The 12,815-nt window shown below is 64.8% G+C and carries 12 protein-coding genes; 8 read left to right on the top strand and 4 right to left on the bottom strand.

All coding sequences use genetic code 11. From position 1 onward, the window contains the following. Window positions 1-2 precede the first annotated feature (2 nt). The 4 genes from IB268_RS18555 to pssA all read left to right on the top strand — a co-directional run bounded on the left by IB268_RS18555 (window position 3) and on the right by pssA (window position 4,320). Window positions 3-1,772, top strand: a complete 1,770-nt coding sequence (locus IB268_RS18555; protein ID WP_255423500.1) for an acetolactate synthase 3 catalytic subunit — start codon at window positions 3-5, stop codon at window positions 1,770-1,772. 11 nt (window positions 1,773-1,783) lie between these two features. Beyond that, entirely contained in the window at window positions 1,784-2,275 is a 492-nt protein-coding gene (gene ilvN, locus IB268_RS18550; protein ID WP_054450173.1) for an acetolactate synthase small subunit, read from the top strand. 76 nt (window positions 2,276-2,351) lie between these two features. Continuing rightward, a complete protein-coding gene (ilvC, locus tag IB268_RS18545) occupies window positions 2,352-3,368 on the top strand; it encodes a ketol-acid reductoisomerase (protein ID WP_013391929.1) in 1,017 nt (338 codons plus the stop codon). Window positions 3,369-3,546: 178 nt separating this feature from the next. Beyond that, on the top strand, window positions 3,547-4,320 hold the full coding sequence (gene pssA / locus IB268_RS18540; protein ID WP_054450175.1) for a CDP-diacylglycerol--serine O-phosphatidyltransferase: 774 nt from the start codon (window positions 3,547-3,549) through the stop codon (window positions 4,318-4,320). Window positions 4,321-4,386: 66 nt separating this feature from the next. Here the strand turns inward: pssA and IB268_RS18535 are convergent, their stop codons facing one another. Next, the gene (locus IB268_RS18535) at window positions 4,387-4,905 is read right to left on the bottom strand and encodes a hypothetical protein (protein ID WP_054450177.1); all 519 of its coding nucleotides are present in this window, start codon (window positions 4,903-4,905) and stop codon (window positions 4,387-4,389) included. Between the two features lie 312 nt (window positions 4,906-5,217). Between IB268_RS18535 and rpsO the strand changes: the two genes are divergently transcribed. The 4 genes from rpsO (at window position 5,218) to IB268_RS18515 (ending at window position 9,921) form a co-directional block, all read left to right on the top strand. Further along, entirely contained in the window at window positions 5,218-5,487 is a 270-nt protein-coding gene (gene rpsO, locus IB268_RS18530) for a 30S ribosomal protein S15 (RefSeq protein ID WP_006223612.1), read from the top strand. A gap of 90 nt (window positions 5,488-5,577) precedes the next feature. Next, window positions 5,578-7,740: a polyribonucleotide nucleotidyltransferase gene (pnp, locus tag IB268_RS18525; RefSeq protein ID WP_054450179.1), complete on the top strand. Its 2,163-nt coding sequence runs from the start codon at window positions 5,578-5,580 to the stop codon at window positions 7,738-7,740. 287 nt (window positions 7,741-8,027) lie between these two features. Then, window positions 8,028-8,690 carry a hypothetical protein gene (locus IB268_RS18520; protein WP_370127071.1) on the top strand — a complete coding sequence of 221 codons (663 nt, stop codon included), beginning with the start codon at window positions 8,028-8,030 and terminating at the stop codon, window positions 8,688-8,690. 13 nt (window positions 8,691-8,703) lie between these two features. Next, the gene (locus IB268_RS18515) at window positions 8,704-9,921 is read left to right on the top strand and encodes a threonine ammonia-lyase (protein WP_054450181.1); all 1,218 of its coding nucleotides are present in this window, start codon (window positions 8,704-8,706) and stop codon (window positions 9,919-9,921) included. 15 nt (window positions 9,922-9,936) lie between these two features. Here the strand turns inward: IB268_RS18515 and IB268_RS18510 are convergent, their stop codons facing one another. The 3 genes from IB268_RS18510 to IB268_RS18500 all read right to left on the bottom strand — a co-directional run bounded on the left by IB268_RS18510 (window position 9,937) and on the right by IB268_RS18500 (window position 12,814). Then, window positions 9,937-10,581 (bottom strand): PIN domain-containing protein, encoded by a 645-nt coding sequence (locus IB268_RS18510; protein ID WP_175159655.1) that lies wholly within the window; start codon window positions 10,579-10,581, stop codon window positions 9,937-9,939. 96 nt (window positions 10,582-10,677) lie between these two features. Continuing rightward, window positions 10,678-11,367, bottom strand: a complete 690-nt coding sequence (locus tag IB268_RS18505) for a glutathione S-transferase family protein (protein ID WP_054450186.1) — start codon at window positions 11,365-11,367, stop codon at window positions 10,678-10,680. 523 nt (window positions 11,368-11,890) lie between these two features. Beyond that, entirely contained in the window at window positions 11,891-12,814 is a 924-nt protein-coding gene (locus IB268_RS18500; protein ID WP_192352535.1) for a carbon-nitrogen hydrolase family protein, read from the bottom strand. Window position 12,815 lies beyond the last annotated feature (1 nt).

Raw genomic sequence — 12,815 nt, 5'->3', positions numbered from 1 at the left:
GTATCCGGGCGAGCAGCAGTCAGGGTTGCAGGGCCGGTACTGAAAGGAATGACAACATGGAACTGAATGGCGCCGATATCGTCGTGCGCTGCCTGGCCGATGAAGGCGTGGAACACGTTTTCGGCTACCCCGGCGGCGCGGTGCTTTACATCTACGACGCGATTTTCAAGCAAGACAAATTCCAGCATATCCTGGTTCGTCACGAGCAGGCCGCCGTGCACGCCGCCGATGCCTATTCGCGCTCGTCGCAAAAGGTCGGCGTCTGCCTCGTGACCAGCGGACCGGGCGTGACCAATGCCGTCACCGGCATCGCCACCGCCTACATGGATTCCATCCCCATGGTCATCATCAGCGGGCAGGTGCCCACTGCGGCCATTGGCGAGGACGCCTTCCAGGAATGCGACACCGTCGGCATTACGCGTCCCTGCGTCAAGCACAACTTCCTTGTGCGCGACGTCAAGGACCTGGCCGAAACCATGCGCCGCGCGTTCTACATCGCGCGCACCGGCCGTCCCGGCCCGGTGCTGGTGGATATCCCCAAGGACATCACCATCGCGCAGTGCAAGTACACGCCGCCCAAGGGCGAGATCTCGATGCGCTCCTATGCGCCCGTCAACAAGGGCCACCAGGGGCAGATCAAGAAAGCCGTGCAGATGCTGCTGGCCGCCGAGCGGCCCATGATCTACACGGGCGGCGGGGTCATCCTGTCGAACGCCGCGCCCGAGCTGAACAAGCTCGTGTCGCAACTGGGCGCGCCCTGCACCAGCACCCTGATGGGTCTGGGCGGCTACCCGGCCAGCAGCGGCCAGTTCGTCGGCATGCCCGGCATGCACGGCACGTACGAGGCCAATATGGCGATGCAGCACTGCGACGTGCTGCTGGCCATCGGCGCCCGTTTCGACGACCGCGTGATCGGCAACCCCAAGCACTTCGCCCAGAACGCCCGCAAGATCATCCATATCGATATCGATCCCTCGTCGATCTCCAAGCGCGTGCGCGTGGACGTCCCGATCGTCGGTAACGTCAAGGACGTCCTGGCCGACCTCAGCGCGCAGTACGACATCGCCGCGGCCGAGCACAAGCCTGCTCCGATCGCCAAGTGGTGGGAGCAGGTCGAGTCCTGGCGCGGCAAGGAATGCCTGAAGTTCGCCAACTCGGACGAGGTCATCAAGCCGCAGTTCGTGGTGGAAAAGCTCTGGGAAGTGACTGGCGGCGACGCCTTCGTGACTTCCGACGTGGGCCAGCACCAGATGTGGGCCGCGCAGTACTACAAGTTCGACAAGCCGCGCCGCTGGATCAACTCCGGCGGCCTGGGCACCATGGGCGTGGGCCTGCCGTACGCCATGGGCGTGCAGATGGCCAATCCTGGGCACGACGTCGCCGTCATCACGGGCGAAGGGTCGATCCAGATGAACATCCAGGAACTGTCGACCTGCCACCAGTACCGCCTGACGCCGAAGATCATCTGCCTGAACAACCGCTTCCTGGGCATGGTCCGGCAGTGGCAGCAGATCGACTACGGTTCGCGCTATTCCGAGTCCTACATGGATTCGCTGCCCGATTTCGTCAAGGTGGCCGAGGCCTATGGCCACGTGGGTCTGCGCATCGAACGACCGGCGGACGTCGAGCCGGCGCTGCGCGAAGCGTTCAAGAAGCACAAGGATCGCCTGGTTTTCCTGGACTTCATCACCGACCGCACCGAAAACGTGTGGCCGATGGTCAAGGCCGGCCGCGGGCTGACCGAAATGCTGCTCGGCTCTGAAGACCTGTAAGGAGGCCACCCATGAAGCACGTGATTTCCGTCCTCCTCGAGAACGAACCCGGCGCGCTGTCGCGCGTGGTGGGCCTGTTTTCCGCGCGGGGCTACAACATCGAGACCTTGACCGTGGCGCCCACCGAGGACTCCACGCTGTCGCGCATGACCATCGTGACCACCGGTTCCGATGAAATCATCGAGCAGATCACCAAGCACCTGAACCGCCTGGTGGATGTGGTCAAGGTGGTCGACCTGACCGAAGGCGCGCACATCGAGCGTGAGCTGATGCTCGTGAAGGTGCGCGCGGTCGGCAAGGAGCGCGAGGAAATGAAGCGCATGGCGGATATCTTCCGCGGCCGCATCATCGACGTGACCGACAAGTCCTACACCATCGAATTGACCGGGGTGCAGGAAAAAGTACAGGCCTTCCTGGAGGCCCTGGACCGCAGTGCAATCCTTGAAACCGTGCGCACCGGCGTGTCCGGCATCGGACGCGGTGAACGGATTTTGAAGATTTGACCGGCCTTCCAGGCCAAGCCGCACCCTACATCTGAATTAAACAAATATCCAAAATACTGGAATCTGGAGCACAACCATGAAAGTTTTCTACGACAAAGACTGCGATCTCTCCCTGGTCAAGGGCAAGACTGTTGCCATCATCGGCTACGGCTCGCAAGGCCACGCGCACGCGCAGAACCTGCATGAATCCGGCGTGAAGGTCGTGGTCGGCCTGCGCAAGGGCGGTGCCTCGTGGAACAAGGCCGCCAACGCCGGCCTGGAAGTCAAGGAAGTCGCCGACGCGGTCAAGTCCGCCGACATCGTCATGATGCTGCTGCCCGACGAGAACATCGCCTCGGTCTACAACAAGGAAGTGCACGCCAACATCAAGCCCGGCGCCGCCCTGGCGTTCGCCCACGGCTTCAACGTGCACTACGGCCAGGTCGTGCCGCGTGAAGACATCGACGTCATCATGATCGCCCCGAAGGCCCCGGGCCACACCGTGCGCAACACCTACAAGCAAGGCGGCGGCGTGCCCCACCTGGTGGCCGTGTACCAGGACAAGTCGGGCGCCGCGCGTGACGTGGCCCTGTCGTACGCCAGCGCCAACGGCGGCGGCCGTGCCGGCATCATCGAAACCAACTTCCGCGAAGAAACCGAAACCGACCTGTTCGGCGAACAGGCCGTGCTGTGCGGCGGTACCGTCGAACTGATCAAGGCCGGTTTCGACACGCTGGTGGAAGCCGGCTACGCGCCCGAAATGGCGTACTTCGAATGCCTGCACGAACTGAAGCTGATCGTCGACCTGATCTATGAAGGCGGCATCGCCAACATGAACTACTCGATCTCGAACAACGCCGAGTTCGGCGAGTACGAAACCGGCCCGAAGATCGTCACCGACGAAACCCGCAAGGCCATGCGCCAGTGCCTGACGGACATCCAGACCGGCGAATACGCCAAGAAATTCATCCTGGAAAACACCGCCGGCGCTCCGACGCTGACCTCGCGCCGCCGCATCAACGCGGAATCGCAGATCGAGCAAGTGGGCGGCAAGCTGCGCGCCATGATGCCCTGGATCGCCGCCAACAAGCTGGTGGACAAGTCCAAGAACTGATCCATGCCATTGCGCGGGGCCTGCCCCGCGCAATCAGGGTCGAAGCGGCATGCCTGCGAGGGCATGCCGCTTTTTTTTGCAGGCTTCCCCTCGATTGGCCAGGCACGCGGCTTGCTCCGCCCCGCAAGCGGGGCCAGATGGGTTAACCTTTCAATGTTCGTTGTAAGTTATTGAGACCATGCCCAATTTTTCCATGCGCGATTCCGAGAACCGCCACCGCAGCATCTACCTGCTGCCCAACGCGTTCACCACCGCGGCACTGTTCGCGGGGTTCTACGCCGTCGTGCAGGCCATGAACGACCGCTTCGAAGTGGCCGCCATCGCCATTTTCGCGGCCATGGTGCTGGACGGCATGGACGGCCGGGTCGCCCGCCTGACCAACACCCAGTCCGCCTTCGGCGAGCAGTACGACTCGCTGTCCGACATGACCTCCTTCGGCGTTGCGCCCGCGCTGGTCATGTACGAATGGATCCTGAACGACCTGGGCCGCTGGGGCTGGCTGGCCGCGTTCGTCTATGTCGCCGGCGCCGCGCTGCGCCTGGCGCGTTTCAACACCAACATCGCCGTGGTCGACAAGCGCTACTTCCAGGGCTTGCCCAGCCCGGCTGCCGGCGCGCTGGTGGCGGGTTTCGTCTGGCTGGCCGTGGACAACAAGCTGCCCATCCATGACAGCCTGATGGCCTGGGCGGCGTTCACGCTGACCATGTACGCGGGCATTTCCATGGTGTCGAATGCGCCGTTCTTCAGCGGCAAGAGCTTCGCCCTGGGCCGCAGCGTGCCGTTCTGGGGCATCCTGCTGGTGGTGGCCGTGTTCGTGTTCGTGTCCAGCGATCCTCCGGTCGTGTTGTTCGGCCTGTTCGTGCTGTACGGCCTGTCGGGCTGGATCATGTGGGCCTGGCGCTGGAACCGCGCGCGCCGCCTGACGCAGGAACGCCGCAACCAATCGTCCTGATTGGTGAACGCCTTGAAAACAAAACCCGCCTGATGGCGGGTCTTGTTTTTTAGAGAGGCGGGGGAATCAGCGCCACATGAACCGGTCGTCGTCGTACATGGGGTCCGGGCCGGGATGGAAGTGCGTCAGCTTGCTGCCGTCGCGGCTCATGTAGACATACATCAGCGAGTTCCAGACGCCGTTTTCCTTGTAGCGGTACGACCAGACCACCTCGCGCTTTTCTCCCAGGCCGGCTTCCTCGATCTTGGCGGGCGGGCCGAATTCGCAGCGCACGCGGTCGGGACCCCATACGCCTTCGCTCAGCACCTTGAAGTGTTCGTCCGTCAGCAGCGGCACCACCTGGCCCACGCGTCCGTCGGCGCCGACGTTGGTGCCCCAGGCGTACTGGCCCATGGGCTGCTGGGTCCAGATCACGCGCCGCCCGCCATTGGCTTGCGGGCATTCGAAGTTGGGCCGGCCGAACTGGGCTTGCACGTCGGCGTAGGGCGTGCCGGGAGGAATCTGGGCCATGTTTGCGCAGGCGGCCAGGCCGGCCAACGCGGCGGCAGCCAGTGCCAGGCGCGCGCTTCTGTAATATTTAGACATATCTTCTCCTTACGTGGCATCGCGGCCTGCGGCGGGGCAGGCGGCCCTCATTGGGGTAATTCTAGCGAATCGGCTATAATCATCGAGCTTTATCAAGTGTATTGATCTTGCAACATCCTTTGCGCTGGCCGCAGAGCTGGTCCAGGTGCCAGGCCCCGGTGTCGAAACACCGCGTCCAACACCCGGATTCCAGGCTTCTGTTTGAGTCATCAATGGCAGCAGTGAGAAAGCGAATTCCGCCAGGTTCGCGCAAATTTTTTCCAAACCACGTCAGGGCGCCTCGGCCCTGTCGCATGTCCGAAGAGGTCATAAATGTCTGTAGCTGACATCAAGAAATCCGATATCGTCGCGCAATTCCAACGCGCTCAAGGCGATACCGGCTCCCCCGAAGTTCAGGTGGCTCTGCTCACCGCCCGCATCAACGAACTGACCGGTCACTTCAAAGAACACATGAAGGACCATCACTCGCGCCGCGGTCTGCTCCGTATGGTCAGCCGTCGCCGCAAGCTGCTCGACTATCTCAAGGGCCGCAATCCCGATTCGTACCGCGCACTGATCGAAAAACTCGGTCTGCGCAAGTGATCGACGGGGCTGGCTCCCCATGACGCAACCGTGGTCGGTGCGACGTATGTCGCGACGGCCACGGTTTTTCATTTGTAAGGAATAATCGTCATGTTCAACAAAGTGACAAAATCGTTCCAGTACGGCCAGCACACGGTCGTCCTGGAAACTGGCGAGATCGCTCGCCAGGCCTCCGGCGCCGTTGTGGTGTCGATCGAGGACACCGTCGTCCTGGCCACCGTCGTGGCTTCCAAGAAGGCCAAGCCGGGTCAAACGTTTTTCCCGCTGACCGTTGACTACATCGAGAAGACCTACGCCGCCGGCCGCATCCCGGGTGGCTTCTTCAAGCGCGAAGGCAAGCCCTCCGAGAAGGAAACGCTGACCTCGCGCCTGATCGACCGTCCCCTGCGTCCGCTGTTCCCCGAAGACTTCTACAACGAAGTCCAGGTGGTCATCCACACGCTGTCGGTCAATCCTGAAATCGATCCCGACATTCCCGCCATGATCGGCGCCTCGGCCGCGCTGGCCATCTCGGGCATCCCGTTCAACGGCCCCATCGGCGCCGCGCGCGTGGGTTATATCGATGGCCAGTACGCCATCAACCCGACCGCCTCGCAACTGAAGTCGTCCAAGCTGGATCTGGTCGTCGCCGGCACCGAAAACGCCGTGCTGATGGTGGAATCCGAAGCCGACCAGCTGTCCGAAGAAATCATGCTGGGCGGCGTGGTCTACGGCCACCAGCAAATGCAGGCCGTCATCAACGCCATTCATGAACTGGTGAAGGACGCCGGCAAGCCCGATTGGGACTGGCAAGCGCCCGCCAAGGACGAAGCCCTGATCGCCGCGGTCACCGCAGCTGCCCAGGAAGGCCTGAACGCCGCCTACCAGATCCGCGAAAAGCAGGCCCGTACGACCAAGCTGCGCGAAGTGTCGGCTGACGTGTCGGCCAAGCTGGCCGCCGCCGCCGCCGAAAAGGGCGAAGCGCTGCCGGACGCCGTCGCTGTCGACAACATCATGTTCTCGCTGGAATCCGCCATCGTGCGCGGCCAGATCCTGAACGGCGAGCCGCGCATCGACGGCCGCGATACCCGCACCGTGCGCCCCATCAGCGTGCGTCTGGGCGTGCTGCCCCGCGCACACGGCAGCGCGCTGTTCACCCGCGGTGAAACCCAGGCGCTGGTCGTGGCCACGCTGGGCACCAAGCAGGACGAGCAGATCATCGACGCGCTCATGGGCGAATACCGCGACCGCTTCATGCTGCACTACAACATGCCTCCGTTCGCCACCGGCGAAACGGGCCGCATCGGTGTGCCCAAGCGCCGCGAAATCGGCCACGGCCGCCTGGCCAAGCGCGCGCTGATCCCGCTGCTGCCGGCTCCGGAAGACTTCCAGTACACCATCCGCATCGTGTCGGAAATCACCGAGTCCAACGGCTCGTCGTCGATGGCTTCGGTCTGCGGCGGCTCGCTGGCCATGATGGACGCCGGCGTGCCGGTCAAGGATCACGTGGCCGGCGTGGCCATGGGCCTGATCCTGGACGGCGGCAAGTTCGCCGTGCTGACGGACATCCTGGGCGACGAAGATCACCTGGGCGACATGGACTTCAAGGTTGCGGGCACCGAGAACGGCGTCACCGCACTGCAGATGGACATCAAGATCCAGGGCATCACCAAGGAAATCATGCAAGTGGCGCTGGCTCAGGCCCGCGAAGGCCGCCTGCACATCCTGGGCAAGATGAAGGAAGCGCTGGACGGTTCGCGCGGCGAGCTGTCGGCTTTCGCTCCGCGCATGCTGACCATCAAGATCAACCCCGAGAAGATCCGCGACGTGATCGGCAAGGGCGGCGCCACCATCCGCGCGCTGACCGAAGAAACCGGCACGCAGATCGACATCTCGGACGACGGCACGATCGTGATCGCCAGCGTCGACGAAGCGCAGGCCAAGGAAGCCCAGCGCCGCATCGTCGAACTGACCGCCGACGTCGAAGTGGGCCAGATCTACGAAGGCGCCGTGCTGCGCCTGCTGGATTTCGGCGCCATCGTGCAAGTGCTGCCGGGCCGTGACGGCCTGCTGCACATCTCGGAAATCGCCAACTACCGCATCGCCAACATCAACGATGTGCTGAAGGTCGGCCAGCAAGTCCGCGTCAAGGTCATCGAGGCCGACGACAAGGGCCGCCTGCGCCTGTCCATCAAGGCGATTGGCGGCATCGAGCAGCAGCAAGCCGCTGCGGCTCCCGAAGCTGCCCCGCAATCGGAACCGCAAGCTGAATAAGCCTGCTTGACCGGTAGCATGAAACGGCGCCTGCGGGCGCCGTTTTTCATGGGCCGGCGCGCGCGCTTGTGGCCGGCATGATTCATCTTCTTGCTTCTTCAGACCCCGGACATCTCCCAACTGCGCTTACCTTCCTGTAAAGTCTTGCGCGAGAGCGAGGCCCCCCGACCACGGAGGATGGCCTGCGCGACGTGGCAAAGAAGGGGGAAACGGATGGGCAAGGCATGACGGCGTGGGCCAGATCCGCCAGTGCCGCGGCGCTGCTTGCGGCCGTGCTGAGCGGCTGCATGAGCAGCCCCGCGCCGGGCAAGGGCGGTCCCAAGAGCGAGGACATGTCCGCCGACCAGTTCGGCCAGACCGACTTCAACCGCACCGTCACGCTGGAGGTGCGCGACAACCTGGCCAGCCTGTATGTCCTGCTGGACAAGCTCTACCGCCGCAATCCGCGCGAATGGCGCAAGTCCGGCGCGCCCGACCTGGCCAAGGCGGTGTCGCTGGTCAAGCATTCCATCGAAGTCCGCATCCCGCCCAAGGACCTGGCGGGACTGCGCGACATCCAGATCCTGGCCGTGTCCCTGGACCCCAACTATTCGGGCGACCGGGTCGGCGCTTTCATCTACGGCCTGGCCGACACCATCATCGCCGCCCACAACGGCAAAACCCGCCTGTACGCTACCGACGCGCTGGACGGGCAGCGGGTCTACAATGCCGCACGGAACGTCGAGGCAGCCGCCTGGCTGCTGGCGTCGCGCCGCAATACCCAGGGCGAACCCTTGCTGCTGGCCAACGAAATGTCCCAGAACGCCACCAACCTCAGCTTTGAACGCGAATTCGGCGCCATCATCGGCCGCCTGGATCTGATCGCGAACCTGCTGGGCGAGAACACGCGGCGCATCGGGATCAACTACGCGCAGGGCCTGCTGCTGTTCAATTTCCTGCCGGTGCGCTAACAGGATTTCCATCGTGATCGATATCGCCTCCATTCAGACCGCCCGCGAGAACCTGCGCGGCCAGGTGCTGAAGACCCCGTTTACCCTGTCCCGCACGCTGTCCGACATCTTTGGCGCGGAGATCTGGCTGAAGTTCGAGAACCTGCAGTTCACGGCTTCGTTCAAGGAGCGCGGCGCGCTCAATCGCATGCTGACGCTGTCGGAAGCAGAACGCGCCAAGGGCGTGATCGCCGTGTCCGCCGGCAACCACGCGCAGGGCGTGGCCTACCATGCCCAGCGCATGGGCGTGCCGGCCGTGATCGTGATGCCGCGGTTCACCCCCACCGTCAAGATCGCCAACACGCGCCGCTTCGGCGCCGAGGTGGTGCTGGCCGGCGACACCTTCGACGATGCCAAGGCGCGCGGCTACGAGTTGGCGCAGGAGCGCGGCCTGATCATGATCCACCCGTACGATGACGAGGCGGTCATATCGGGGCAGGGCACGGTGGCGCTGGAGATGCTGGAAGACCAGCCGCAGCTGGACACCCTGGTCGTCGCCATCGGCGGCGGCGGCCTGATCTCCGGCATTGCCACCGCGGCCAAGGCGCTCAAGCCCGGCATCGAGATCATCGGCGTGCAGACCGAGCGCTTTCCGTCCATGTACGCCGCCGTCAAGGGCGTGTCCATGCCGCAGGGCGCCTACACCATCGCCGAAGGCATCGCGGTGAAGTCGCCGGGCGCGCTGACCCAGCCCATCGTCACCCAGCTGGTCGATCGACTGGAGCTGGTCAGCGAAAGCGATATCGAGCACGCCATCGTGGTGCTGCTGGAGATCGAGAAATCGGTGGTCGAAGGCGCGGGCGCCGCCGGCCTGGCCGCGCTGCTGCGCGCGCAGGAAGAGGGCAGCGACCGCTACAAGGGCAAGCGCATCGGCCTGGTGCTGACGGGCGGCAACATTGACCCGCTGATGCTGGGCGAACTGATCGAGCGCGGCATGGTGCGCGCCGGCCGCCTGGCGCGCATCCGCGTGGACCTGCGCGATCTGCCGGGCGCGCTGGCACACGCCACCAAGCTCATCGCCGACGCGCAGGCCAACATCACCGAAGTGCACCACCAGCGTGCGTTCACCTCATTGCCGGTGCGCAATGTCGAGGTGGATTTCGTGCTGCAGACGCGCGGCCACGAGCACATCCAGGAAGTGATCGACATACTGAACGCGGCGGGTTTTGCCGCCAGCAACCACGACCACTGAGCACGCTGGCGCGGTTCAGGCGCCGCCGTTCTGCGCGGCGTCGCGCGCCAGCAGGTTCTTCAGGCCATACAGGCGCTCGCGGTGCAGCGTCGCCGACAGCGGCTCGGGCTCACGCCCCAACGCCACATAGTCCGCGGGCACCTGTGCCGCCGCCGCACGGATGGCGTCGGGCGCGGCCTGCCACCATTGCGTCAGCATGCGGTCGGGGTTGTAGACGTCCAGCCCCTGGCGCCGCAGTTCGGAACGGTTGAAATCCTTCAGATTCCAGGTCAGCACCTGCACCACCGGCGGCTGTTGCAGGCCGCAGCGCGCGCGCCGCGCCAGGCCGGCCGCGATCACGTGGAAGTCCTTGGGGTCGCTGTAGCGCAGGGAGGCCTCGTAGACCTGGGTGTCCGTCTCGCGGGCGCCGGGAAAGCGCGCGTTCATGTCGTCCCACATCTCCATCATCACCTCGGGCGGGATCTCCCAGATGCGCGAGGCGTTGCGGCGCCATTCCTCGCCGATGCGGTCGGTCCAGACCGGCGTGTACACGCCGGCCTCGGCCAGCCTGAGCAGCAGGCGGCGCAGGATGCCTGACATGAGGACGCAGGCGTCGAGGACGATGAAGGGCGGGGAGGAGGAAGCGGCGGTCAAGTGAGGTCTGAAGCCCCGCCGGCGCATGGCGGGCAGGGCGGAAACGTGGAAAACGAGGCGCAAGAATAACGTTTTTGGAAGCCGTCCGGGGCGGGCGGCCGCGCGCGGGAAGGGAGTCAGGCCTTAACCGAGTTCGGCGCGCACGGCATTGCACAGGCTCACCAGGTTGCGCCGCGACACCAGGCACTGTTTGAGCGGCGTGTCGATGGCGTAGAAATAGATATTGGCGAGAAAGCCGTAGAGCCCCGCGTCCACGCTACCCGGATTGGGGCCGAACATGAAGCCGTTGTCGCCCAGCAGGCTGGAGACGGCCTCCAGGTCGGCGATCCCGCGCGCATAGGCGTCTTCGGGGGCGTAGCGGCCTATGCCTTGGTAGTGGTAGCGCTGGAAGTTGTATTGGCGGGCGGCTTCCAGCTGCTCGGGCGTGACGTCCGGGTGGGCGTCCAGCAGCGCGCGGCGGAAGGTCGGCCAATAGCGGTCATCGCGCCAGCGCGAATAGGACATGACCCAGTACAGGTCGTCCAGCGCGCGGCGCACCAGCAAGTCCTGGCGCTGCTGCTCGGGCGTGAGGGAATCGTCGATGGTCAGTTCGTACTGGCGCTTCAGGTAGGCGATGATGGCGTCGCTGTCGCCGATACGCAGATCGCCGTCGGCGATGTAGGGCAGCTGGCCACGCGGGGCGGACTGTACGTCCAGCGTATGCCGGTGGTCGAACGGCAGCCGGCAGAGCTTCAGGAAGGCGTAGATCTTCAGGCCGTAAGGGTTGTTGTCTTCCAGCCCATAGAGTCCGGGGTACGAGTAGAGGGTGATCATGGCGCGCTCCCTGGTTACCGGACTAGATTAGATCGGCGGGGGCAATTTTGCGCGCTTCAGTTTGACGAGGCAGGCGTTCGCCGGTTTGCGACGAAGGATGGACGCCTGGCCTGTGGCGGGGTGGTGCCCGAGACCGGAATCGAACCGGTACGGCCGCGAGGCCGAGGGATTTTCTTACCACTTCGGCTTTCGCCGCCAGCGCGGATGCGCTGTTCGTGGTCTGGAGCACGCCTTCACCATAGCCTTGCGGCCTTAGGTGCCCGCCGTCTGCTCTCTACACCTTCCCCGGTCATGCGACCTGGGCTTGGCTCGGCGTTGGCTCGGAACGGGTCCAGGGCATTCGCCGAGTTTGACGGGCTACACCTTTGGAGTTTCCCCCAAAGGGCTCAAATTAGTTCAAGTCCCTTGTGTCTACCAATTTCACCACTCGGGCGTTGCGCGGCCCGGAAGGGCCGGCAGCGGGCGAGACTATACCATCCCGGCGCCAGGTGCCCGGATTGCGGGCTCCCGTCAGCCGGGGCGTTCAGGAGACGAAGCGCACGGCGGGGCGCGGGCGTTCGTCCACGGTCAGGGAAAAGACGTCGGGGCGCGAGTAGTGGCCCACCACGTCGAAGTCGTAGCGGGCGCGCACCAGTTCCGCCGTGTCGACCTGGGCGGTCAGCAGGCCGGCCTTGCCGTGCAGCGGGCCCGCCAGCACGTCGCCCAGCGGGCCGACGATGACCGAGCCGCCGTTGATCAGAGGGCGGTTGGCGTCCCAGCCCGGCACGTCCTGGCCCAGTTCGGCGGGCGAGGGTTGCACCTGGCAGGCGCTGACCACGAAGCAGCGGCCTTCGTGGGCGATGTGGCGCATCGAGCACTGCCAGATGTCGCGTTCGTCCACGGTGGGCGCGCACCAGATTTCCACGCCCTTGGCGTACATGGCGGTGCGCAGCAACGGCATGTGGTTTTCCCAGCAGATGGCGCCGCCGATGCGGCCGGCTTCGGTGTCGACGACCGGCAGGGTCGAGCCGTCGCCTTGGCCCCAGATCAGGCGTTCGGTGCCGGTGGGCATGAGCTTGCGGTGCTTGGCGGCGAGGCCGGTAGCAGGTTCGAAGAACAGGGCGGTGCAATACAGCGTGTTGCCGCCGCGTTCGATCACGCCCACCACCAGGCTGGCCCCGGTGCGCTGCGACAGGGCGGCGAGCGCTTCGGTTTCGGGGCCGGGCACGTCGATGGCGTTGTCGTAATAGCGGGCATAGGCCTCGCGACCTTCGGGCAGGCGGTAGCCCAGGCGGGTGCCGAAGATCTCGCCCTTGGGATAGCCGCCCAGCAGCGCTTCGGGCATGACCACGAGCGAGGCGCCAGAGGCGACGATCTCGCCCTCGTAGGCGAGGATGTCTTCCAGGGTGCGGGCTTTGCCCTCGGGGGAGGAGCCGATCTGCAGGGCGGCGACGGTTTTCGTGGTCATG

This window comes from Achromobacter sp. ACM01 (assembly GCF_014851745.1).
GTDB lineage: Bacteria > Pseudomonadota > Gammaproteobacteria > Burkholderiales > Burkholderiaceae_B > Achromobacter > Achromobacter aegrifaciens.
This window is presented reverse-complemented; position numbering and strand designations above follow the sequence as displayed.